This is a genomic window from Arsenophonus endosymbiont of Aleurodicus floccissimus (assembly GCF_900343025.1).
GTDB lineage: Bacteria > Pseudomonadota > Gammaproteobacteria > Enterobacterales > Enterobacteriaceae > Arsenophonus.
Genome location: NZ_OUND01000001.1, coordinates 394,989 through 418,477 on the forward strand (window position 1 = coordinate 394,989; position 23,489 = coordinate 418,477).

General features: G+C 33.4%; 20 protein-coding genes, 6 pseudogenes and 1 other annotated feature. Of the genes and pseudogenes, 12 read left to right on the forward strand and 14 right to left on the reverse strand.

All coding sequences use genetic code 11. The features are described 5' to 3' along the window. Window positions 1–19 precede the first annotated feature (19 nt). The 5 genes from ARADI_RS02065 to ARADI_RS02085 form a co-directional block, all read right to left on the reverse strand. Complete coding sequence (locus ARADI_RS02065; protein WP_119710972.1) at window positions 20–625, reverse strand: DJ-1/PfpI family protein; 606 nt, start codon at window positions 623–625, stop codon at window positions 20–22. 415 nt (window positions 626–1,040) lie between these two features. Continuing rightward, entirely contained in the window at window positions 1,041–1,436 is a 396-nt protein-coding gene (locus ARADI_RS02070) for a hypothetical protein (protein ID WP_119710973.1), read from the reverse strand. Then, complete coding sequence (locus ARADI_RS02075) at window positions 1,384–2,310, reverse strand: hypothetical protein (RefSeq protein WP_119710974.1); 927 nt, start codon at window positions 2,308–2,310, stop codon at window positions 1,384–1,386. The genes ARADI_RS02070 and ARADI_RS02075 overlap by 53 nt, the downstream gene beginning before the upstream one ends. 172 nt (window positions 2,311–2,482) lie before the next feature. Continuing rightward, the gene (locus tag ARADI_RS02080; protein WP_182853034.1) at window positions 2,483–2,653 is read right to left on the reverse strand and encodes a hypothetical protein; all 171 of its coding nucleotides are present in this window, start codon (window positions 2,651–2,653) and stop codon (window positions 2,483–2,485) included. A gap of 871 nt (window positions 2,654–3,524) precedes the next feature. Beyond that, entirely contained in the window at window positions 3,525–3,824 is a 300-nt protein-coding gene (locus ARADI_RS02085) for a phage holin family protein (RefSeq protein WP_119710975.1), read from the reverse strand. A 398-nt stretch (window positions 3,825–4,222) separates the two neighbouring features. Here ARADI_RS02085 and ARADI_RS02090 point away from each other — a divergent pair, with 398 nt between their 5' ends. Both ARADI_RS02090 and thiD read left to right on the forward strand, forming a co-directional pair. Beyond that, window positions 4,223–4,363 carry a helix-turn-helix domain-containing protein gene (locus tag ARADI_RS02090; protein WP_182853035.1) on the forward strand — a complete coding sequence of 47 codons (141 nt, stop codon included), beginning with the start codon at window positions 4,223–4,225 and terminating at the stop codon, window positions 4,361–4,363. A 1,702-nt stretch (window positions 4,364–6,065) separates the two neighbouring features. Then, window positions 6,066–6,863 carry a bifunctional hydroxymethylpyrimidine kinase/phosphomethylpyrimidine kinase gene (thiD, locus tag ARADI_RS02095; RefSeq protein WP_119710976.1) on the forward strand — a complete coding sequence of 266 codons (798 nt, stop codon included), beginning with the start codon at window positions 6,066–6,068 and terminating at the stop codon, window positions 6,861–6,863. A 256-nt stretch (window positions 6,864–7,119) separates the two neighbouring features. On the opposite strand, the gene ARADI_RS02100 is transcribed toward thiD, so the two are convergent. From ARADI_RS02100 to hxpB, 3 genes and pseudogenes are all read right to left on the reverse strand, one after another. Continuing rightward, window positions 7,120–8,484 carry an L-cystine transporter gene (locus ARADI_RS02100; RefSeq protein ID WP_119710977.1) on the reverse strand — a complete coding sequence of 455 codons (1,365 nt, stop codon included), beginning with the start codon at window positions 8,482–8,484 and terminating at the stop codon, window positions 7,120–7,122. Between the two features lie 160 nt (window positions 8,485–8,644). Further along, complete coding sequence (locus tag ARADI_RS02105) at window positions 8,645–9,238, reverse strand: metal-dependent hydrolase (protein WP_119710978.1); 594 nt, start codon at window positions 9,236–9,238, stop codon at window positions 8,645–8,647. Window positions 9,239–9,425: 187 nt separating this feature from the next. Then, window positions 9,426–10,103, reverse strand: a pseudogene (gene hxpB, locus ARADI_RS02110) (hexitol phosphatase HxpB). A 179-nt stretch (window positions 10,104–10,282) separates the two neighbouring features. Here hxpB and ARADI_RS02115 point away from each other — a divergent pair. Then, a pseudogene (locus ARADI_RS02115) lies at window positions 10,283–10,822 on the forward strand (YniB family protein). A gap of 510 nt (window positions 10,823–11,332) precedes the next feature. Here ARADI_RS02115 and ARADI_RS20500 read toward each other — a convergent pair. From ARADI_RS20500 to ARADI_RS02135, 6 genes and pseudogenes are all read right to left on the reverse strand, one after another. Further along, complete coding sequence (locus ARADI_RS20500) at window positions 11,333–11,578, reverse strand: metal ABC transporter permease (RefSeq protein WP_369406970.1); 246 nt, start codon at window positions 11,576–11,578, stop codon at window positions 11,333–11,335. Further along, complete coding sequence (locus ARADI_RS02120) at window positions 11,460–12,038, reverse strand: metal ABC transporter permease (protein ID WP_369406971.1); 579 nt, start codon at window positions 12,036–12,038, stop codon at window positions 11,460–11,462. The genes ARADI_RS20500 and ARADI_RS02120 overlap by 119 nt, the downstream gene beginning before the upstream one ends. Beyond that, a pseudogene (locus ARADI_RS20505) lies at window positions 11,939–12,186 on the reverse strand (metal ABC transporter permease). The gene ARADI_RS02120 and the pseudogene ARADI_RS20505 overlap by 100 nt, the downstream one beginning before the upstream one ends. A 4-nt stretch (window positions 12,187–12,190) precedes the next feature. Then, a pseudogene (locus ARADI_RS02125) lies at window positions 12,191–13,081 on the reverse strand (metal ABC transporter permease). 3 nt (window positions 13,082–13,084) lie between these two features. Next, window positions 13,085–13,959: pseudogene (locus ARADI_RS02130) on the reverse strand (ATP-binding cassette domain-containing protein). A gap of 2 nt (window positions 13,960–13,961) precedes the next feature. Continuing rightward, a pseudogene (locus tag ARADI_RS02135) lies at window positions 13,962–14,876 on the reverse strand (metal ABC transporter substrate-binding protein). Between the two features lie 215 nt (window positions 14,877–15,091). On the opposite strand from ARADI_RS02135, the gene ARADI_RS02140 reads away from it, so the two are divergent. The 9 genes from ARADI_RS02140 (at window position 15,092) to ihfA (ending at window position 23,320) form a co-directional block, all read left to right on the forward strand. Further along, the gene (locus ARADI_RS02140; protein WP_238149077.1) at window positions 15,092–15,751 is read left to right on the forward strand and encodes a transglycosylase SLT domain-containing protein; all 660 of its coding nucleotides are present in this window, start codon (window positions 15,092–15,094) and stop codon (window positions 15,749–15,751) included. A gap of 437 nt (window positions 15,752–16,188) precedes the next feature. Continuing rightward, on the forward strand, window positions 16,189–18,111 hold the full coding sequence (thrS, locus tag ARADI_RS02145; RefSeq protein ID WP_119710979.1) for a threonine--tRNA ligase: 1,923 nt from the start codon (window positions 16,189–16,191) through the stop codon (window positions 18,109–18,111). A gap of 3 nt (window positions 18,112–18,114) precedes the next feature. Further along, a complete protein-coding gene (gene infC / locus ARADI_RS02150) occupies window positions 18,115–18,654 on the forward strand; it encodes a translation initiation factor IF-3 (protein ID WP_119710980.1) in 540 nt (179 codons plus the stop codon). A gap of 87 nt (window positions 18,655–18,741) precedes the next feature. Beyond that, entirely contained in the window at window positions 18,742–18,939 is a 198-nt protein-coding gene (gene rpmI / locus ARADI_RS02155) for a 50S ribosomal protein L35 (protein WP_119711609.1), read from the forward strand. Between the two features lie 57 nt (window positions 18,940–18,996). Continuing rightward, window positions 18,997–19,353 carry a 50S ribosomal protein L20 gene (gene rplT / locus ARADI_RS02160; protein WP_119710981.1) on the forward strand — a complete coding sequence of 119 codons (357 nt, stop codon included), beginning with the start codon at window positions 18,997–18,999 and terminating at the stop codon, window positions 19,351–19,353. A gap of 95 nt (window positions 19,354–19,448) precedes the next feature. Next, window positions 19,449–19,568: a sequence feature (Phe leader region), on the forward strand. Beyond that, window positions 19,450–19,494, forward strand: coding sequence for a pheST operon leader peptide PheM (pheM, locus tag ARADI_RS20510; protein WP_225507512.1), 45 nt, complete (start codon window positions 19,450–19,452; stop codon window positions 19,492–19,494). It overlaps the preceding feature by 45 nt. 65 nt (window positions 19,569–19,633) lie before the next feature. Further along, window positions 19,634–20,617: a phenylalanine--tRNA ligase subunit alpha gene (pheS, locus tag ARADI_RS02170; protein WP_119710982.1), complete on the forward strand. Its 984-nt coding sequence runs from the start codon at window positions 19,634–19,636 to the stop codon at window positions 20,615–20,617. A 14-nt stretch (window positions 20,618–20,631) separates the two neighbouring features. After that, on the forward strand, window positions 20,632–23,019 hold the full coding sequence (gene pheT, locus ARADI_RS02175) for a phenylalanine--tRNA ligase subunit beta (RefSeq protein ID WP_119710983.1): 2,388 nt from the start codon (window positions 20,632–20,634) through the stop codon (window positions 23,017–23,019). A gap of 4 nt (window positions 23,020–23,023) precedes the next feature. Further along, window positions 23,024–23,320, forward strand: coding sequence for an integration host factor subunit alpha (ihfA, locus tag ARADI_RS02180; RefSeq protein ID WP_119710984.1), 297 nt, complete (start codon window positions 23,024–23,026; stop codon window positions 23,318–23,320). Window positions 23,321–23,489 lie beyond the last annotated feature (169 nt).

Genomic DNA, 23,489 nt, shown 5'->3' on the forward strand with positions numbered 1-23,489 from the left:
ACATTATTGAATATATAATTTAATTATTAATAAAGTCTTTTTTTCTTTCAATAGCACGTTCAAGTATTTCAAGATAATCAGGTGTTTCTGTGTCAAATGATGTTTTAATTTTATCACACGCTACATTCACTATTTCTGGTTCAGCTGTTTCCGGATTTCCTGATTGAAAAGGGGGTTGAGGGTCATATTGGGTAAGTAGTTGCATTACCTTTGCATCAGTTTCTGATTTTATAATTGATAATATGTGCAGCCCAAAATCAATACCAGCGGTTACGCCTCCACCCGAAATTCTATTTCTATCAATGGTAACCCGTTCGTTAGAAACAGTAGCACCTAAGTTTGCTAAAAATTCATTGCAACTCCAATGCACCGAAGATCTATAGTTATCTAAAAGATTTACCGCGGCTAAAAACATACAGCCATTACATACACTAGTAATATAGCTAGCATTTTGGCTAACTTTGTGTATCCATTTTAACATTTTAGTATCTTTAAGTGCTGGAAAAGGATTATGTGAACCGGTAATGAATAAGATATCTACAGCATCTAATTTATCAAATGTTGTGGTAGGTGTGAGTGTTACACAATTAATTTCTGTCGAGATTGGTTGTTTATCATGCCAAATATATTATATCGTAAATCCTTGATTTTGTAATAGCGTGGCAGGACCAATAATATCTAATGGTGTCATTCCTGGAAAAAGAACAAATGCAAAAATTAAATCTTTTTTTCAGTAGTAATTTTTTCTTCTTTCATATTATGACCTATTTAATTTTATAAAGAGAAAGTTAAATTCCAAGTTAATACTTTTATGCTGTTAACTTAATTTATTACTATTAATCTTAAATATTTATTTTTATTAACAGCATCAAAATAGAACTCAGTGCTATTGATAATAGCTTATTTTTGCCACATAAAATTGATTGAATATCTAATATTATTTATTATGGTTTTATTATGAATAATACCCAGTTAATTTAAATGAGTATTACTATTTATTGCTATTACAACATTATTAAATTATCCGTTTATCGTAATATCTAAAGAATATTTTTACATAATCGCTCAGCAGAATCGCTTGCGTGGAACGCAATAATGCCTTTGAATGTTCCTTTACCAATTAAATGCTGATTATCCTCTGGGTAATAACAGACTCTTAAATATGATAGTCCTTTAATGTTATAATTACATTTCACATTAATTCTGCTTGGCATAGAGATATAAGGGTAGGGCTCACTTTCTGTTATAGATTTAATTCCATATGCCTGGAAAGTAACTAACTCTTTTTCATTGATAACTTGTGTTTTTAAAATTGAGTAGCCATCACTAATTTCAACGATATTTTCTGGTCCTTGTCCATGGCGTAGAGTATAAAATGATAAGTTAGGGATTGTTTTCAGTAAATGGATGTAGAATAGTATTAGCTTGTTTGGCATCAAATATTAATGGCATGCAATCTGCTTTTTTAACATCGAATGGTATTTCGAAAATATCGTAGTTATAGCTTAATATACGTGCAATATAATTATTTACGATTTCACCATTTCGTTCTATTCGAGCAACAAACCAGCTTTTAATAATAGTATCTTGTGGATGTTGATAAGAGATAAATCGCAGAGTTACTTCACCAGTTAAGGTAGGATCATTGAGATGGGTCGCCTGATTATTAGACATAATTGCCAATACTTTATATTTTACTGGCAAAGTCGTTTTGGTTGTTAGATCTAAGTCAGCCATTTCAATAATAGAGTAGCCATCATGGTTTTCAACTAGAACGGTACCAAAAGGAATTAATTGTTCTTTATCGCGAAATATCACTTTAATTTCAGCGTGATCCACCGGGGTGGATTCAATGTTGTGTGACACAATATTATCTTGTGCTTTGACTTGAGTATTACTATCTGCAATAAATTCTTTAAGCTTATCGAGCAGATATGGTGATGAAATACCTTGTTGGAAAATTATAAAACGACCCCATAAAATTCCTAGTATATTGTGAGTTTCTCGACCAACCAGGGGGGAGCCTGAGGATCTTGCTTCTATATCTCCATGAATGAGTAATGTACCATCTGGTACATCGGAATTTATTGATGCAAAAGGATCCATAGAATCCCTTAGTCGGGCACTAATTTGTAAAGGTTTTGCGCCACCATGTTGTGGGATATAGATGTTTTCGCATTTTTTATTTAACGTTTCTTGCAGCTTTAAACCACCAAATAAAGTTTTAACGTGAGCATTGTGATAATCAAAATCCGCAATAGTAAATAAGGCATAATCACCAAGCCCTCCATTTGACTCTCCGTGCGTCAATATTTTATCGACATCAAAATGAAATGAATAGTATCAGTTTCGGGTGATGAAAAGTCGTTGGCGATATTATGTTTGTTAACCCACATTTCACTGGATTTTATCGCTTCTGGATCAATTTGACTATTGGGACCTAAAGCGACATGGCGGTTTGTTAATACGTGATTAGCTGAACCTATAAATGAGCAAGTTTCACCATAACCATTAAATGCGACAAAATGTACAGCGCGAGCTGGGTTAAAAAAAGGCGTATTTTATACCACATATAGGGTTGTCGCCCATTATTACTATCTTCAACAATTTGTGTTAAATCAAGCGGAAGTGCTTCATAATAAGCAAGTTCCATTATTTGATTATCACAATAGTGATGATTTTTTGGTAAAATAACTTTAATATCAATGCAATTAGTATAAAAAGTTAGATTCAGCGTAGAACCTTTATTTAGTAGAAAAATTCAAGTATGCTGTCTCTTACGATCGGTAATTTCTATGTATGAACCAGATGGCATATTGGCCAAAGTAAATACCAATCGTATAAATTCAACATTTACATCTTCAATAACAAAAGTTCTAATTAAGGAGCTTTGATTATCTTATATAAAGTTATGATTGATGTGTATTATTTTGCTATTTTCTGCATATTTTTTATATTCATTTTTTCCTGAGTCATTCTATTTACTATTTGTTAATATGGTCAAAAATATGATTAAGGATCTTAATGTTTCAACAGAATAAAATGAAGCTAATTTTGCTTAATATTATTAAATATATAAAAAATGAATTTTTTATATTATAAATGTTATTTTTTATTTTATCTTTTTTGCTTATTACGCATTAATAAATGCATGAGATAAATTTTATGATTTATAATGTGTTATTAATGCAAAGGAAAAATAATATTAAAAACTATAATTTCTTTCTGTTGTTTAAATGTAGTAAGTTAATAATTATTATCTTTAATAACATAACATAACATAACATAACATAACATAACATAACATATAATATAATATAATATAGTTAAGATTGCATTTAAATAAAATTATCTATTTGGTAAATAAGCTGTGAATATAATATGTTATTTATCAGAATGATAAAGTAGATATCCACTAAAAGTAGAATTTTATTGCAACACTACCCTTAGTGATAATTATAGTGAAAAGAAAACATAGCTAGTTATAATTGAATATCTATAATTATGGCAGTTATAAAAGTAAATTATTTTTTCTCAACCTTTAAATTGAAAAATTTTTGGTATAGTAATTTTAATCCTGTACCACCCATGGATCCTAGTAAGCCGGCAACTACTAGTGCAATATAGTCACTAGAGCCATATTCCATAGCTAATAAGCCTCCAATAAATCCAGTAAAGCAAGATATAATCATTTCAAATATCATCGCTATCCATCGTCGTTTTGATTTCTTTTTTTCCGTATTTAATATATATCTAGTAGCACCTCCCCATTCAGAAAACAAACCTATAAGACACCATAAAAGAACATCATTTTCTTTATGCATATAGGTATAACCCCCAGATTCTAGATTTACTTTTTTAAAGGATTTTATTGAAAAAAATAAGACAAATATTAAACTTTATTGTTACAACTATTACGAATACTGTAATGATTTGTGCGTTATTTTATTTTATAAGTATACTGTTTGGAAAGATATAATTGATTTTTTAATAAAAGAGATAAAGATGGCTTTAAAATTTTTCATAATTAGTAATAATAAAATAAAATTTATGTTAATTAAACCTGTTATTGCTGTAAAATGAATTTAGTTAACTTAGTCTTCAAAAAAACTATTATCAAAATTTTGAACATTAGTTCAATAAAAAAGTATAGTTTTGTATTCTTTATTGATATAAGTATAACTATATTAGTTTATTTATATTTTATCAGGAGGAGGAAGCTATGAAGTCGTATATAGTTATCAATAGCGTTGGTAGGACGGTTGAAGTAGAAGATGAAGTTGTAAAATTAACCCCTAAAGAATTTCTTATTCTTGAAGTTATCCTCAATTTTTCTCATGGAAAGGATACGATGGATTTATAACACCTTATTCAGTATGTGTGGATGAATAGATATAGGAGTATTACAGCAAATAACGTTAGCTAATTTTTTTCTAGAGTACGCAAAAAACTTTACAATGTTAGTGGTTATATTGATTTGAAAAGAATGCCAAATGGTATGATTTATGCAATTATAAAAGATGGTACGGAAATATTATGGAATGAAAAACCCCCTAAACGATATCTTCTTATTACTCACATCTACAATTATTTAAAAAAATTATAAATTAAATTATAATTTATCTCAGATTATTATCTAAAATTAAAATAGTATTATCTTATAGTATATAATTAAAATCGCCATGTTACACCAGGGAAATCACGGTAGCTTAAATGTATGTAAGATTGATTATAATTTTTTTATTGAAAATAATATAAACATTAAATGAAATTTTAAAATTATATCTATATGTTAATTAAATATTTTTTATTTAATTATGCAATTTTGGAAAATAGTCCATTATTGCTAAAATTATAAATTAATTAAGTATTGTTAGTGTAAGTATTTTTTTAATATTAAATTGTAATAACAATGAATCAATTAAATTATCAAACAACATTATTAATTTTATCAACTAATTTAACTAAAATCATTAATGTCATGTTTTTATTCTAAAGTTATGATTATCGACTAATCAATGTGTTTATAGCTTATTAGTTATATTTTTAGATAGAAGAAAGAATTGTTATATATTAACTTTCAAGTGAATTATCTCACAATAGCATGAATTATTAAAGTTAAATATTTATCATGCTTAAAATATCTATAGTATTTGGTTATGCATAGAAAATGTTTTAACTATATTTCACAGCCGCTAAGTTAGTTAAAGGACAAGTAATAAAAAAATTTACATTAAGATAAGTTGAATATTAAAGCGTTGTTGAGAGTTTGGCATTTCAATAAAAATAACATTAGCATTAATAACAAGATTGTCGGCGCATTTTTTTATTTCTTATACTTTATTATTAAATTTTTATTTAATAATAAAGTATAAGAAATGCCATTTTATGCGCTACATTAATTTTTTATGCAGTTAAATCATTTTATTAGTTATAAATGGTATTTGTTAATTAGTATTAGGTATCCAATTTTTAATGTACTATTATCTATATAAAAATTTTTATTTAAATTAATAAAAACAGATAGTCTTGTAATATTCATTATTGAAAGATAATATAATCCAATAATAGGGTTACTTTTTGTTTTGAAAAAAATTTATTTTAATTTTTTTTGATAAAACCGGTTCCTATCAATAAACTTGTCAATATTGAATACTATTTTATGCTAAAGCAAGGGACTAATCTGCGATATCCATTGGCTTTATTTATTGTAAATGAGTGCTATTGATAGATAAATTATTTTTATAAATAATTTATTATTTCATTTTATAAAATACGATAAAATCTTTTAGATTTAAAGCCATTCTTGATAAGAAGAATATTATGCTTAAGTGCTACAAAATTAGTTGTATTTAGGTTATTTCATTAAAAATACAAAATTGATAAAAGATATATAATGAGAATGATTTTTATTATATTTCAATACTAAACAAAAAATAGTGAAATAGGGAAGTAAAGGTAATATATTCATTTGTCGTGATATAAAATAACTATTGGTTTAATCTAATAAGTCAAGTAAGGTAGCATAAATTATTCTGATTAATATTTTAATATTAGGAAAATTTATGATTTATAATTCCTTATCAATTGCTGGAACTGATCCAACGGGTGGTGCAGGTATACATGCTGATTTGAAAGTATTTTCAGCATTAGGAAATTATGGTGCAGCTGTGATAACAGCATTAGTTGCGCAAAATACTTGCGCAGTACAGTCAATTCATAATCTTCCTGGCGAAATTGTCTCTTCACAACTTGAATCAGTATTAACTGATGTTCGAATTGATAGTGTGAAAATTGGTATGTTATCAAATGCTACAAATATATGCATAGTAGCAGCGGCACTAGAAAAATATTCATTATCTTTTACGGTACTAGATACCGTTATGCTTGCGAAAAGTGGGGTACCATTATTGGATGCTGATGCAATCGATAGTCTTATTCATATTTTGTTACCTAAAGTGTTTCTTATTACCCCCAATTTGCCTGAGGCAGCAGTACTTCTTAATTGCAATATGGCTAGAAATGAGCAGGAGATGTTATCTCAAGGAAGAAAACTATTATCATTTGGCTGCCAGGCTGTGCTTATGAAGGGTGGACATCTTGATAATAAAGAAAGCCCAGATTGGCTTATTACACATAGTGGTGAATGGCGATATTCATTACCTAAAGTAAGAACACAAAATACTCATGGTACTGGTTGTACATTGTCTGCAGCGTTGGCTGCTAAACGCCCTTATTTTGACAACTGGCAAGATACAATTATTGCAGCTAAAAATTATGTGCAAAATACTTTGAAGCATGCCAATAGATTAAGTGTTGGAGAAGGTATTGGACCTGTTCACCATTTTTATACCTGGTGGTAATTTTTCATCTAGTAAAAAAACTATTAATTATTCTACAATTGTGAGAAACAGGATATTTATTTGATAGTATACATTTATTGGTTATCTAGTGGATTTAAAATGAAAATTATTAATAGACGTAATAATTATTTAAGGTTCAAATTAATTGTTATTGTCAATAATAAAAATAATCTATTTCATAAAATTGATTAGTTGCTTTAAAGTCCTAAAGAGATTTCTAATAGGACTTTTGGATAGAGATTACAAGGTTGAAATATTATTTATCGAAAATACTTTTATCCGTTTGATGCATCAATTGACTAGTAATTGTTCCTGCAACCATTGAGCCATTAACATTTAATGCAGTTCTTCCCATATCGATTAATGGTTCAATCGAAATAAGTAACGCTACTAAAGTAATTGGTAATCCCATCTCGGGTAAAACCATTAATGCAGCAAAAGTTGCTCCCCCACCTACGCCAGCCACCCCGGCAGAACTTATGGTCACAATACCAACAAGTGTAGCGATCCATATAGGATCCAGTGGATTGATTCCAACCGTTGGGGCAACCATTACAGCAAGCATTGCGGGGTAAATACCTGCGCATCCATTTTGACCAATTGTTGTGCCGAAGGATGCTGAAAAATTAGCAGTTGATTCAGGAATACCTAATTGCTGAGTTTGTGTTTCAACGTTTAATGCAATACTGCTAGCACTAGAACGACTAGTAAATGCAAAAATTAATACAGGAATGACTTTTTTAAAAAATTTTATCGGATTAATGCCAGAGAAAGAAAAAAGTATACCATGGACAATAAACATTAAGGATAATGCTAAATAAGAAGCAATAACAAAACTACCAAGTTTAATAATATCTTGTAGGTTTGAATTAGCAACAACTTTAATCATTAAAGCCATTACTCCATATGGTGTAAGTCGTATAACTAGCCGAACCAGCTTCATGATCCAGGATTGAAAAATATCAATAGCAGATAATATTTTTTCACCTTTTTCGGGATTAGTTTTAACTAATTGGAGAGCCGCTATGCCTAAAAAGGTAGAGAAAATAACAACGCTAATAATAGATGTTGGATTAGCTCCTGCCAGATCGGCAAATGGGTTTTTAGGAATAAATGATAATATTAATTGAGGTATTGTTAAATCAGAAACCTTGTGGATGTAGTTATTTTTTATTATCCCAAGTTGAATAGTTTCACTACTAGTTTGTACCAGACCTTCTGCAGTTAAGCCAAACCAGTATGTAATAATAATCCCGATGAGAGTGGCAATTGCTGTTGTAAAAAGAAGGATCCCAATGGTGAAAAAACTGATTTTTCCTAATGAAGAGGTTTGATGCAAACGTGCTACTGCATTTAGTATGGAAGCAAATACCAAAGGCATAATAATCATTTGAAGTAATTTCACATACCCATTGCCTACAATATTGAACCAAGATAATGAATCATGCACTACTTGATTATTAATACCATATACTAAATGTAAAACAACACCAAAAACAGTACCAATAAGAAGACCCACAAAAACTTTTTTTGATAGACTCCATCCATCTGCACTTATTTTGGCCAATAACAGCAATAATAGGATAAAGATAAGTACATTCAGAATTACAGGGAAATTCATACCCACTCTCCAGCTCGGTTTATTGTTCTAGGTATAAGATTCTTTGTCATTGGTAAAGTAAGATGATGAAAACTTCCAATGAAACTCATTTTCCCTTATATATTATCAGTAATAAAAATAATTTTCTTATAACTAAATGCAATTTTATATTCATAATGTTTCATCGTGAATGGAATAAAATTAAATCGTTTAGTTCATTAACTACATATGCAATAACGTTTTTTTTTGTTTCTTGTAACAGCGGTTGTAGTGGTAATTGATAGTTCGATGGAATTAATATCGCACAAATAGCTAATAATATGGTGATAGAGTGTTCTGCTCTTTGATTAGAATTATTACCTAAGATAGGAAAACAGAAAGAAATTTTTACTGGCCATAAGAAAGGTATCCCTTTTGCGGTTAACATATCCCCGACTAAATGACTAAAATAACCTAATAAGAATGCTTGAATTAGGGCATCAGAAAGCCAGTAACTATTGGGCAATTGAGTTGATAATAACATAATGAGCAGCCATGCGAGTAAACTGTGTGTAAAACCACGGTGACCACATAAACGACAAATTGGCACAGAAATGAAACGAAATAAACGTCCGAGAGAAGAGGATGGATGATCTATATCGGGTAGCAGTGCGCCAAGTAGCGCACCGGCTAATAAATTAAGCCAATCACCATGTGCAAACTCAGGTGTAATTGCTAGTTTATGCACAAGTATTAATGATGATACTGAAAAAAACAGATGCCCGGTGGCAGTCATAGCATATAATATCCAACTGTTTATTTATACAGTTTACAAAGTATAATAGTTTTGGCTTAGTTTGAGTAGTGTAATCAAAAAAAATATCTTATTTATTAAATAATAAGAGCAATTTTTTCTAAGAGAAGTGATATTGCATTAGTTTGGCAGTATACTGATGCATCAAATTACTGCGAATTGATCAAATTTAAACGATATGCTTAGTTGTTAATTCAGCCAGCGTATTGAGTTTGACGTCTGCTAATGTCCAACGTGGATCAGTGAAATGATCTTTTGGTGGGACAACGATACTACGCATACGTGCAGCTTTAACCGCAACCATACCATGAAAAGAGTCTTCAAAAACCACACAATGTGTTGGTTCTATAGCTAGCAGTTTCGCTGTTTGTAAATAAACTTCTGGATGGGGTTTACTGTAGGGTAATGGTGTTACTGATACTACGGGCTTACGGCTGAAAAGTACTCGCGAATATTAAACATAGTGAGTACTTTCTCTAATATGTGCTTTGGTAAAGCTAGCTGACGCTAATCCAATTTTTAAATTATTATCCTGACATAGTTGAAGTGCATGTTTAACACCTGGTAATAAAGGTCGTTGTTCTTCTATAAGTTCAATAACCCGTCTAACAATTTTTTGTTCCACCTCTTCTAATGAGGTTCCTTGCCAAGGTGCAGCTAAGTACCACAGTTGTACCACTTGATCGATACGTAATTCTAGAGTGTCAGGAAGTTGATTAGCAATTGAAGTATTAACACCAAGTTTACTAAGAATTTCTTTTTCTGCTTGGCTCCAAAGGGGTTCAGAATTAATCAATAACCCATCCATGTCAAAAATAGCAGCTTTGATAGATAGCTCATTAGACATTAAAAGCACTCCTATTATTCATGATTTGCTGCTTAATTCTATCAATTTAAAATAAAGAAATCTTTTAATATAGGTAGGTGAGGTCTTATTTTGGTTAGTGATAAAATAACATTTATATATTTTTGATAACATTTTATCATTTAATATAAATGGTAATATAAGAAATATGAGGAGATTTAATGAATTATCAAACAGCATTTTATATCGCGATTACAAAGCGTGTTCTAGGATGGATAATTTTTTCTTTAGCACTGGTGTCTACTGTAGTTTCATTAGTTCTGCTAGCAGAAAAGCAAGGTTTACAAGGGCATGGTTTAAGTGATGTAGCCAATGATTTTATTAAAATTATGGTTGATATGATACGGAAAAACACGGTCTTTTTAAATTTTTTTTGGCATAATTCACCAATTACTAGTGCTCATATAGGATTTTCGACAGCTAATCTTGGTTTTGTTTTGCTATTTTTCTAGATGTTTGTTGGTCAAGCTTTGAGTGCTTCAAGTAACAGAATGAATCGTCAATTGAAATTTATTAAAAAAAGTATTGAAGATCATCTTATTTTTGAAAGAGCAAAAGGTGCTGAAGTATCAAAAGAAGAGATAGAAGCCAAAATTACTATTCCTCGTCATACTATTTTCCAGCAGTTTTTTATTCTGTATATATTACCGTTTATATTAGAAGGAATACTTTACTTCATGATGAATATTTTAGGCTGGTAGTTTTTTTATATTATAATTAATTGAAAAATAATTTTATTGAACAGTTGAATGAAGACCATCACTAATAACTTATCTAGCAATAAAACTATTGTTTTGAATGTTATTATAGCAATTTAACAATAACAGCTTTGATATATCAATTAATGCTTATCAAAGCTGACAAGCAAAAGTCAACTTTTTCACGAGCCAGCTTTGACTAAATTACAATTAATTATTTTTAAAATAAATTAATTAGAATATTTATTTTGCTATGGTTGTTAAATATATTGCTTTTTAATTTAGCTTTAGTAAAGATTTTTATGATGGCAAAATGTTAATTTGAATAATGAAATGAATTATTACCTATTTGCATTCTAGTTATTGCATTATGCATTTCAATTTTTGAGCACATATTATGACAATTTATAGTTAATAAATAGAATTTGTATGAGAAACTAAGGATTATCATCTGTAATAAATAAGATAATCCTAATTTTTTCTGGTTATTTTTAATATATTTCTTAGCTTAACTTAAGGAGAATGAATTGAAATTTTATCGAAAGAAGAGCGTTTTTTTATTTTACTAATATAGTTGTAGATTAATGCAGCAATAAAATAAATTGCTTGAGTTATTACAATACAAGGCCCCGTTGCTGCATCAATATGAAAACTTAAAATAGTGTCTATTAAAGAGGATATGATTGAGGCAATAACCGCAATAACTAACATTCGACTGAAATTTTGACAGAGTGTAAAAGCTATAATTCCAGGGGAAATAAGCATAGCAATGACCAGAATTATTCCTACCGCTTAAAGATGCCACAATGGTAAGTGCCAATAAAGAGAGTAATCCATGATGTAAAAGTTTAACGGGTAAACTAATAACCTTTGCCTGATTAGGATCAAAACAATAAAGCATAAAATCTTTGCGCTTTAGCAGGATAATCGTGATAGTAAAAGCTGAGATCCAAAGCGTTTGTTTAAATTCAGCTTTGGTAATGCCAAGGATATTACCAAAAAGAATATGGGTAAGATGTTGATCTGTATCGATACGGGCAAATAGTACTAATCCAAAGGCAAACATACCGGAAAAAATAATACCCATGACAGTATCTTCTTTTATACGGCTATTTTCTTTCAGATAACCGGTCGCGAATGCACAAAAAATTCCTGATATAAAAGCACCAATTGATAAAAGAATACCAATAACAAAAAGGCGATAACGATACCGGGTAATACAGCATAAGAAATAGCATCACCCATTAAAGACCAACCTTAAGTATCAAAAAGCAAGAAAGCATAGCGCACACTGTTCCGGTTACAAGGGTGGTAATAATAGCTTTTTGCATAAAAGGAAAAGTAAAAGGTGTTATTAATAATTCCATCAAATCATTCACTGTTGCTTACCTCTTGTTTTAACTGTTTGAGGTGTACAATTTCTTGTCGTGCTTTGCGGCGGGAAGCAAATAAAATATATTTAGGGGCAAAAAAGAAGGCATAAAGAAAAATCAGTGTTTGCAAAGTAATGATAATTCCGCCTGTTGCACCATTAATAAAATAAATATATAAGCGCCAAGAGCACTAGAAGTAAATCCGATCAGTATGGCAATAATAAGTAACCGTTTGAATTGATCAGTGAGTAAATAAGCTGTAGCGCCTGGGGTAATAACCATTGCTATAACAAGTATGGCTCCCACAGTTTGTAAGGCAGCAACCGTACAGGCGCTTAATAGGATAAAAAAATAATTTTTAATTTTAGGGAATTTAGTCCAATAGAACGAGCATGATTTTCATCAAAGAATATGGCAAGTAAATCTTTCCAGATAAACATAAGTATAATAAAAGAAATCATAATAATAATTTCAACTTGTAGTACTTCTTCATCTGCAATACTTAAAATATTGCCAAAGATAATAGTTTGTACATTAACGGAAGTGGGATTTAATGAAAGAATTAGCAATCCTATGGCAAAGAAGGTGGAGAAAATGAAACCAATTACAGCATCTTCTTTTAGTTTTGAAAGTATGGCGCACGAATGCCCTGGAAAGTGCGGCAAGAATACCGGTAAAAAAAGCCCCTATAGAATAGGAAAGGCTAAATGCATAGGCACCTGCGACACCGTGAACAACTGAATGGGAAAGGGCATCGCCCATTAACGACCAACCCTTTAACAATTAGATAAGCTGAGAGAAAAGCGTAGACTGCTCCAACGATAGCACTAACCCAGATTGCTTTAACCATGTAGTTATATTCAAAAGGTTGAAGTAATAGATCCAACATGATTTATTCTTCTGGTTGCTTTTTAATGACGGATGCTTGTTCATGGTTGCCATAAAAAACAGCTGCTCTTTCATCATCAGTAATAACAGTTAATGAACGAGGAGGAGGATCATCATGAAGTTCTGCACCAGAGAGATTAATATGGCGTAGTACACCGCCGAAGGCGAGTTGAAGATTTTTTTTGGGTAAAGGTTGTTTTGATCGGCCGACTAGCCAGTATAGTTCGGGTTACTAAAATAACTTGATCGCAAAATTCAGGCACGCTTCCCAAGTTATGTGTAGAAACCAAAATTAAATAGCCATTGCTACGTAAAGAGCGTAAAAGCTCAATAATCGCATTTTCTGTTTTTACATTGACGCCGGTAAAAGGTTCATCAAGCAGTAATACTATCCCTTCTTGCGCAAGAAAAACTCTTTTTTTTTGGCCGCCAGAGAAAGCTCACCTATTTGTCGTTGTTCTAAACCGGTAAAATCAACCCACGCTAATGCTTCAGCAACAATTTGTTTATCTTGCTGGTTTGGAATACGTAAAATACCCATTTTACCGTAGCGCCCCATCATAACTACATCGGAAACTAGAACCGGAAAGTTCCAGTCAACTTCTTCAGTTTGCGGTACGTAACAATAATATTTTGTTTAAGCGCTGTTTTGATCGCAGCATTGTTTAATGTTACACGTCCTTTTGTTGGTGTTACTAAACCCATTATTATCTTAAACAGCGTTGATTTGCCACTACCATTAACGCCTACTAGCGCACAAATTGAACCACCAGTAATATTAAAACTGGCATCATAAATAGCAGTATGCCCATTATTGTATGTAACAGTAGCATTATCAACAACTAAGTTTGGTTTTTCGTAAAAAATATTGTTACTCATTATTATTGACCAAAACCTTTTGCAATAGTATCAACGGTAGTTTTTAATAATTCGATATATGTTGGAACTAGGCCATCGGGGGGTAGACAAAGAGTCAACATAGAGTACACCCACCATATTGATCCCTGGTTTCTCGGCTGACTTGTTTCGCGGGTTTATCAGAAACGGTACTTTCGCTAAACACAACTGGAATATTATGTTTTTTCACAGTATAAATAACTTTACGAACTTGTTGCGGTGAACCTTGCTCTTCTGCATTAATTGGCCACAAATAAGCTTCTTTAAAACCATAATCGCTAGCCAGATAACTAAAAGCACCTTCACTGGTTACTAGCCAACGTTTTTGCTGCGGGATTTGCGCCAGTCTTTTTCGTAGAGGTGCATTAATTTTGCTGATTTTACTAGCATATATTTTCGCATTTTGGTTATAAATATCTGCATTTTTAGGGTCACATTTTACTAGTACTGCCCGAATATTTTCAATGTAGATCAATGCATTTTGGGCAGACATCCAGGCATGAGGATTAGGATTGCCTTGATATTCACCTTCTCGAATAGGCATCGGTTTTATTCCTTTAGTAACAGTAACGGCAGGAATATGTTTGAAGTTTTCAAAAAAACGATTAAACCAGGTTTCAAGTCCTTATCCATTTCATAAAATTAAATCAGCATTATGCGCTTTTAATATGTCTTTGGGGGTTGGTTGATACTCATGAATTTCTAGCCCCCGGTTTGGTAATTGATTGGACATTGGCAGCATTACCTGCCATATTTTGCGCAATATTCTGAATAATAGTAAAAGCTGTTACAATGGTAAATTTTTTTGCGTAAGCTATTAGATTAAAAAGAAGAACAACAGCAATTATTATTAAACCAGTAAAAGTGTGCTTAGATGAAAGGTTGGATCTTTTATACATAAGTGGTTTCCCGGTAAAAAAGTAGTAAATCGCACTTTAATGAGAATGATTATCGACTATATATGGAAGATGTCAATACGATCAATTATTGTAATTGTAATGTAAGCAGCAGATATGAGAACCTCTTTACAACTCAACGCTAAAGAGGGTAATTTTTTATTTTTATCTTATTAGTCTATGCTAAATAGATCATACCACTAGAGGATTAGTATAAGGTGAAATTTAAAAGTTGTGGAGTCGTATTCATTATTTTATTAATCGGCTGTTCAAGCAAACAATCTAATAACCCCAAAACAGTTTATCAGAACAATTATCTACGCTATTTCATGGAAGAGCAAACCGAAAGTGTACTGTCAAAAACCCCTTACGATGGTGTAATTAGACAAGCGGCGCAACGTTATGCGATTGATGAAAATTTAATTAGAGCAATTATTAAAGTGGAATCTAATTTTCAGGTTAATGCTGTGAGTAAATCCAATGCAATAGGTTTAATGCAAGTTAAGGCTTCTACTGCTGGTCGTGATGCGTATCGGTTACAAGGTAAAGCGGGGCAACCTACCACGAGTCAACTTAAAGATCCGGTGATCAATATTGATGTGGGAACCGCCTATATTCGTTTTATTCAAGAAAATGATTTAGTTGGTATTCGTGATCCAAAAGTACTTTATTATGCAACTGTGGTTGCTTATGTTAATGGTGCCGGGGCATTATTGCGAATTTTTGATAAAAATCGTCATGTCGCAATCGATAAAATTAATGAACTAACAGCAGAAGAGTTTTATAAACATATTCAAACAAAACACCCTAATGCGCAGGCACCACGCTATCTTTGGAAAATTAAAAACGCTTACAACTCAATAGCTATGATAAATTAGTTATTGATTTATAATAAGAAAATTGATAATGATTTTTATCGTAATATATTTTTGACTAAAAATCATAGCGAACCAAACTGAATAAAATTTTAGTGATAGGTTAAACTAGTTTTTTATTGCTATTTCATTGTATAATAAAAAAATAAAATTAAGTTAATTAATCAAAATTTAACTAGCTGACAATTATTTTGTCACTAGTTTTTTAGCGTTTTATTCTTATTATCCCAGATTTAATCTATTAATTAGACCTGCATGATGGTAATATGCGCCGCTGAGTTAATGCGAGTACGTATTCCTTTTGCTCTATTTTAGGTATTTCATCACGTATATCACTTACAAGGCGAAGTAAGAAATTGCTTTAACTCACTTTTAATAAAAATATATTTCTATACATGTGATCTTGCGTATAGGTCACCACTGTAAATTAAGGATTTTAAATGCCAGTTATTACTCTTCCTGACGGAAGTCAACGTCAATATGAGCATGCTGTTTCAGTAATGGATATTGCAAAGGATATTGGCTCAGGTCTTGCAAAAGCCTGTATAGCTGGTCGTGTTAATGGTGAACTTATTGATGCAAGTGATATAATTAATAATGATGCTCAATTAGCCATTATTACTAGTAAAGATCTCGATGGTTTAGGGATTATTCGTCACTCATGCGCACATTTACTTGGCCATGCGATTAAACAATTATGGCCAACGACTAAAATGGCAATTGGTCCTATCATTGAAAATGGTTTTTATTATGACGTTGATCTGGAACACTCTTTAACCCAGGAAGATTTAGAAAAACTTGAGCAGCGTATGCACGAACTGGCTGAAACGAACTATGATGTTATCAAAAAGCGGGTTAGTTGGCAGGAAGCTAGGGATACGTTTGTTGCTCGAGGTGAGGATTATAAAGTTAAAATTTTGGATGAAAATATTAATAAAAATGATCATCCTGGACTTTATTATCATGAAGAATATATTGATATGTGTCGTGGGCCGCATGTCCCTAATATGCGTTTTTGTCATTACTTCAAATTACAAAAAGTGGCTGGTGCATATTGGCGCGGTAATAGCGATAATAAAATGCTACAAAGGATCTATGGAACAGCCTGGGCTGATAAAAAACAATTAGCTGCTTATTTATTACGTTTAGAAGAAGCGGCTAAGCGAGATCATCGTAAGATAGGTAAACAACTTGATCTTTATCATATGCAGGAAGAAGCACCAGGTATGGCGTTTTGGCATAATGATGGTTGGGTAATATTTCGTGAATTGGAAACTTTTATCCGGACTAAATTGATTGAATATCAATACCAAGAAGTAAAAGGTCCATTAATGATGGATCGCATTCTTTGGGAAAAAACAGGTCACTGGGAAAACTATAAAGAAAACATGTTTACTACATCATCGGAAAACCGAGAATATTGTATAAAACCGATGAATTGCCCAGGGCATGTACAAATATTTAATCAAGGCTTGAAATCTTATCGTGATTTAGCATTACGTATGGCAGAGTTTGGTAACTGTCACCGTAATGAGCCATCTGGCGCTTTACATGGTTTGATGCGAGTGCGTGGTTTTACCCAAGATGATGCGCATATTTTTTGTACTGAAGATCAGATTTTAATTGAAGTAAAAAGTTGCATTAAAATGATTTATGATATGTATGCAACCTTTGGCTTTGAAAAAATTGCCGTTAAATTGTCAACCCGGCCAGAAAAACGAATAGGCACAGATGCTCAATGGGATCGCGCAGAAGCCGATCTTGCCAAGGCACTGGGGGATATTGTATTTGATTATCAACTCGGTGAAGGTGCATTTTATGGGCCTAAAATTGAATTTACCCTGTATGATTGTTTGGATCGGGCTTGGCAATGTGGTACTGTACAGCTCGATTTCTCATTACCGGGTCGTTTAGGTGCCTCCTATGTGGATGAAAATAATGAACGTCAGGTACCAGTAATGATCCATCGTGCTGTTTTAGGATCACTTGAACGTTTTGTTGGGATTTTAACTGAGCATTATGCCGGTTTTTTCCCAACCTGGTTAGCGCCATTACAAATTGTTATAATAAATATCACGGATGCACAGGCTGATTTTGTACAAAAAATAGTAGAAAAATTGAGTGATTTTGGTATTCGTACAAAAGCGGACTTGAGAAACGAGAAAATAGGTTTTAAAATTCGTGAGCATACTTTGCGTCGTGTTCCTTATATGTTAGTTTGTGGTGATAAAGAAGTTGAATCGGATCAGGTATCTGTTCGAACTCGTAATGGTAAAAATTTAGGAACATTTGACGTCACAGAATTTGCAGAAAGGGTGCTTGATGAAATTCGCACTCGTCGTATTTATCAACTGGAGGAATAAGGTATTAAAGGCGGAAAAAGAATTCAAACGGCGCGCCCGAATCGTATTAATACGGAGATTCGTGCTTCTGAAGTTCGTTTAACTGGTTTAGATGGCGAGCAGATTGGTATTATCAGTCTAAAAGAAGCTCTTGAAAAAGCCGAGGAAGCTGGTATTGATTTAGTCGAAATCAGTCCAAATGCCGAGCCGCCGGTTTGCCGTATCATGGATTACGGCAAGTTCCTCTATGAGAAGAGTAAATCGCTCAAAGAGCAAAAAAAGAAACAAAGAGTTATTCAGGTAAAGGAAATTAAATTCCGACCTGGTACAGATGAAGGTGATTATCAGGTCAAACTACGCAACCTGATTCGCTTTCTGGATGATGGTGATAAAGCCAAAATCACGTTACGATTTCGTGGTCGTGAAATGGTGCACCAACAAATCGGTATTGATATGCTTAATCGTATCAAAAACGATTTGGATGGGATATCAGTCGTCGAATCTTTTCCAAGCAAGATCGAAGGCCGTCAGATGATCATGGTGCTTGCACCGAAAAAGAAATAGTTAGGCAACCAAGTAATAGTGCTCTATCTAGATGGAAAACTACTCGCCTGGCTAGTTATAATTAACAATGCGAAGTGGATATTTAAAATGCCAAAGATTAAAACAGTACGTGGTGCGGCAAAGCGTTTTAAAAAAATTGCCAGTGGTGGTTTTAAACGTAAGCACGCTAACCTTCGTCATATTCTGACTAAAAAGTCAACTAAGCGTAAGCGTCATTTACGACCAAAAAACATGGTTTCTAAAGGTGACCTGGGTTTGGTAGTGGCTTGTTTACCATACGCATAAGTTTGAATTTTTTAGTTTAAGATTATCGAATTTAATTCGAAGTGATAGGAGGTATATATGGCTCGCGTAAAGCGTGGTGTAATAGTCCGCGCACGTCACAAAAAAATATTAAAGCAAGCGAAAGGTTACTATGGTGCTCGTTCGCGTGTTTATCGTGTTGCTTTCCAGGCGGTAATTAAAGCTGGTCAGTATGCTTATCGTGACCGTCGTCAGCGTAAGCGTCAGTTCCGCCAATTGTGGATCGCACGTATTAATGCTGCTGCTCGTCAGAATGGTTTGTCTTATAGTCGTTTTATTAATGGTTTGAAGAAAGCCTCAATTGAAATTGACCGTAAAATCTTATCTGATATTGCTGTTTTTGATAAAGTTGCATTTGCAGCATTAGTCGAGAAGGCAAAAAGCGCGTTAGCTTAAATCAGTTAAATTAAGGGGGACTTAGCTCCCTCTTTTTTATTATCGATGATCCGTTGTATTATAAGTAACAGTTATTTTATGAATAGCCGCTTAAAGATGAAAATTGTTTTTTTTCGTTTCTTTTTTTATTTTAGCACCTAAAATTTGGGGCTTTCGCGCATTTAAGAAAAGAAATGAAAAACCGTGATAAGCCTCCAAATGGAGGCTTTTTTGTTAGTCATTGCTAAAAAATTTTATTTTCAACAATGATTAGACTAAATGGTCGTAAGAAGAGGGAACAATGCCACATCTCGTCGAGTTGGTTGCGCAGGCAAAAGCAGCCATAGAAAAAGCTCAGGATGTTGCTGCGTTGGATTCAGTGCGTGTTGAGTTTTTAGGTAAAAAAGGTCATTTAACACTACAGATGTCAACGTTGCGTGATCTACCTGCAGAAGAGCGCCCTACAGCAGGAGCAGTTATTAATCAGGCGAAACAACAAGTTCAGAATTCATTGAATATGCGTAAAGAGCAGTTAGAAAATACGATATTGAATGCTCGATTAGCGGCAGAAAAAATAGATATTTCATTGCCAGGTCGCCAGATCGAACATGGTAGTCTTCATCCAGTAACCCGTACCATTGATCGTATTGAAGAATTTTTTGCTGAACTTGGTTTTTCTGTTGTTTCCGGCCCTGAAATAGAGGATGACTATCACAATTTTGATGCTTTAAATATTCCTGCTCATCATCCGGCTCGTGCTTCACATGATACTTTTTGGTTTGATACTACGCGTCTATTACGCACACAAACTTCTGGTGTGCAAATTCGTACCATGAAGGGTAAACAACCCCCAATTCGTATTGTTGCCCCTGGTCGAGTGTACCGAAATGATTATGATCAAACCCATACGCCAATGTTCCATCAGACAGAAGGCTTGATTGTTGATAAAAATATTAGTTTTACCAATTTAAAAGGTACATTACATGACTTTTTAAATCATTTTTTTGAAGAAAAAACCTGCGTTCGTTTTCGGCCATCATATTTTCCATTCACTGAACCTTCAGCTGAAGTTGATATGATGGATAAAAATGGTAAATGGTTAGAAGTGTTAGGTTGTGGCATGGTACATCCCAATGTATTACGCAATGTTGGCATTGACCCTGACTTATATTCTGGTTTTGCCTTTGGAATGGGAATGGAGCGTTTAACGATGTTACGCTATAGTGTGATGGATTTACGTGCTTTTTTTGAAAATGATCTTCGTTTTCTTAAACAATTTAGATAAGGCAGGATTATCACATGAAATTGAGTGAATTTTGGTTACGTGAATGGATAAATCCAGCAATAAGCAGTGAAGCCTTATCAGAGCAGATGACCATGGCGGGTTTGGAGATTGATGATGTTAAATCTGTCGCCGGTCAATTCCAGGGTGTGGTAGTCGGTGAGATTGTTGAATGTGTTCAACATCCTAATGCAGATAAGTTGCGGTTAACAAAGGTCAATATTGGCACTGAACAGTTACTCAATATTGTTTGTGGAGCACCAAATTGTCGTCAAGGATTAAAAGTCGCTATGGCAACAATTGGCGCGGTTTTACCCGATAATTTTAAAATAAAAGCGACAAAGCTCCGCGGTGAGCTTTCTGAAGGTATGCTTTGTTCTTATTCTGAACTTGGTATTTCGGATGATCATACTGGTATTATTGAGCTACCACAGGACGCGCCTATTGGTACCGATATTCGTAACTACTTGCAACTAGATGACCATATTTTTCATGTAAGTTTAACACCGAATCGTGCTGATTGTTTAAGTATTATAGGTATCGCTCGCGATATTGCAGCTATCAATAACCTAGAGTTAAATACAATAGAAATTGAACCAGTTAAAGCCACTGATGCTAGTATTTTTCCTATTCAGGTGGAAGCGCCTATGGCATGCCCACGCTTTTTAGGACGAGTAATAAAAGGCATCGATGTTACAGCGCAAACCCCTAGCTGGATGAGCGAAAAATTACGTCGAGGGGGGATCCGTAGTATTGATCCGGTGGTTGATATTACTAATTTTGTGTTATTAGAATTAGGTCAACCCTTGCATGCCTATGATCTTGATCGCTTAAATGGCATGATCATTGTTCGAATGGCAAAACAGGATGAAACATTAGTTTTGCTCGATGACAGCAAGGTAACTTTGAAGCCAGATACTTTAGTCATTGCCGATGAGAGGAATGCCTTAGGGATTGCTGGTATTTTCGGTGGTAAGTACTCTAGCGTTAATGAAAAAACCACTAATATCCTGTTAGAGAGTGCTTTTTTTGATCCACTGGCGATTGCTGGCCGGGCACGTAATTATGGTCTTCATACTGAGGCTTCACACCGTTTTGAGCGGGGCGTTGATCCTCAGCTGCAATATAAAGCTATGGAACGTGCGACTAGATTAATCGTTGAAATTTGTGGTGGCCAAGTTGGAAATATTATTGATTTTAGCCATCAAATAAACTTACCGAAAGTGGCAATAATAACCCTAACTCGGCAAAAACTGGATCGCTTGATTGGTCATTGTATTCCAGATATTAACGTTACCCAGATCCTTCAGCGTTTAGGATGCCAAGTGAATGGTGAGCAAGATAATTGGCAGGTGGTTGCCCCTTCTTGGCGTTTTGATATGCAAATTGAAGAAGATCTGATTGAAGAAGTAGCCCGTGTTTATGGTTATAATAATATACCTGATGTACCGTTACATGTAGATTTAGTTATGACCCCCCGTTGTGAGTCAGCGCTGCCATTAAAACGAGTAAAAACGTTATTAATTGATCGTGATTACAATGAAGCGATTACCTATAGTTTTGTAGATCCTAAAATTCAGCAACTACTACATCCAGATTCTGATGCAATGATTTTACCGGATCCTATTTCAGCAGATATGTCAGTAATGCGGCTTTCTTTATTGCCCGGCTTATTAACGACAGTAATTTACAATCAAAACCGTCAGCAAAATCGCATTCGTCTGTTTGAAACTGGATTACGATTTGTGCCGGATTTAATAGCAGAGCATGGTATTCGGCAAGAATTGATGTTAGCCGGTGTGATTACTGGCAATCGCTATGAAGAGCACTGGTCACAAGAAAAACGCGCTGTTGATTTTTTTGATATCAAAGGTGACGTCGAAGTAATACTGGCATTAACCGGAAAATTAGACAATATTATTTATAAGGCTCATTCTAATCCTGCACTTCATCCCGGACAAAGCGCTGGGATTTATCTGAATAATGATTATATTGGATATATAGGCGTTATTCACCCTAAACTGGAAAATAAGCTAGATTTGAATGGTCGGACACTTGTTTTTGAATTGCTTTGGGATACTGTTGCAGAACGTGTTATTCCTAAAGCAAATATGATTTCACGTTTCCCTGCCAACCGACGGGATATTGCTGTTGTAGTACCAGAAAAGGTAGCAACAGCGGACGTATTAGCTGAATGCAAGAAAATTGGCATAAATCATATAGTTGGCATAAACTTGTTTGACGTGTACTGTGGTAAAGGTGTAGCGGAAGGTTATAAGAGCCTTGCTATTAGCTTAATCTTACAGGATACAAATCGTACTCTGGAAGAAGAAGAGATTGCCGCAACTGTTGATAAATGTGTTGCTGCGTTAAAACGGCGATTCCAAGCATCCTTGAGGGACTAAACCTATGGCGCTTACAAAAGCTGAAATGTCAGAAAGTCTGTTCGAAAAACTGGGTATAAGCAAACGTGATGCGAAAGGCCTGGTTGAACTTTTCTTTGAAGAAGTTCGTCGTTCATTAGAAAATGGGGAGCAGGTGAAACTGTCAGGGTTTGGTAATTTTGATCTGCGTGATAAAAGTCAACGACCAGGTCGAAATCCAAAAACTGGAGAACATATTCCGATCACTGCTCGTCGAGTGGTGACTTTTCGACCAGGGCAAAAGTTGAAAGGCCGGGTTGAAAAGATAAAGCCTCATAAATAATGAATTATTATTCTAAAAAGCCGCTAAAGCGGCTTTTTTATTATTCAATATAATCCTAAACAAAAGTTCGTTATTTTGCTCTATTAATCAAAAACACTTATTAACAAAATTGCACTAATATTGACTTTAAATTTACTTATCATTATTTATTCACTTTCTTATTGATAAG

Coding starts and splice junctions, on each gene's coding strand:
- ARADI_RS02070 (WP_119710973.1), bottom strand. CDS start 1,436: ATGCCAAACAAGCTAATACTATTCTACATCCATTTACTGAAAACAATC.
- ARADI_RS02080 (WP_182853034.1), bottom strand. CDS start 2,653: ATGGAACTTGCTTATTATGAAGCACTTCCGCTTGATTTAACACAAATT.
- ARADI_RS02085 (WP_119710975.1), bottom strand. CDS start 3,824: ATGCATAAAGAAAATGATGTTCTTTTATGGTGTCTTATAGGTTTGTTT.
- ARADI_RS02090 (WP_182853035.1), top strand. CDS start 4,223: ATGAAGTCGTATATAGTTATCAATAGCGTTGGTAGGACGGTTGAAGTA.
- thiD (WP_119710976.1), top strand. CDS start 6,066: ATGATTTATAATTCCTTATCAATTGCTGGAACTGATCCAACGGGTGGT.
- ARADI_RS02100 (WP_119710977.1), bottom strand. CDS start 8,484: ATGAATTTCCCTGTAATTCTGAATGTACTTATCTTTATCCTATTATTG.
- ARADI_RS02105 (WP_119710978.1), bottom strand. CDS start 9,238: ATGACTGCCACCGGGCATCTGTTTTTTTCAGTATCATCATTAATACTT.
- thrS (WP_119710979.1), top strand. CDS start 16,189: ATGCCAGTTATTACTCTTCCTGACGGAAGTCAACGTCAATATGAGCAT.
- rpmI (WP_119711609.1), top strand. CDS start 18,742: ATGCCAAAGATTAAAACAGTACGTGGTGCGGCAAAGCGTTTTAAAAAA.
- rplT (WP_119710981.1), top strand. CDS start 18,997: ATGGCTCGCGTAAAGCGTGGTGTAATAGTCCGCGCACGTCACAAAAAA.
- pheS (WP_119710982.1), top strand. CDS start 19,634: ATGCCACATCTCGTCGAGTTGGTTGCGCAGGCAAAAGCAGCCATAGAA.
- pheT (WP_119710983.1), top strand. CDS start 20,632: ATGAAATTGAGTGAATTTTGGTTACGTGAATGGATAAATCCAGCAATA.
- ihfA (WP_119710984.1), top strand. CDS start 23,024: ATGGCGCTTACAAAAGCTGAAATGTCAGAAAGTCTGTTCGAAAAACTG.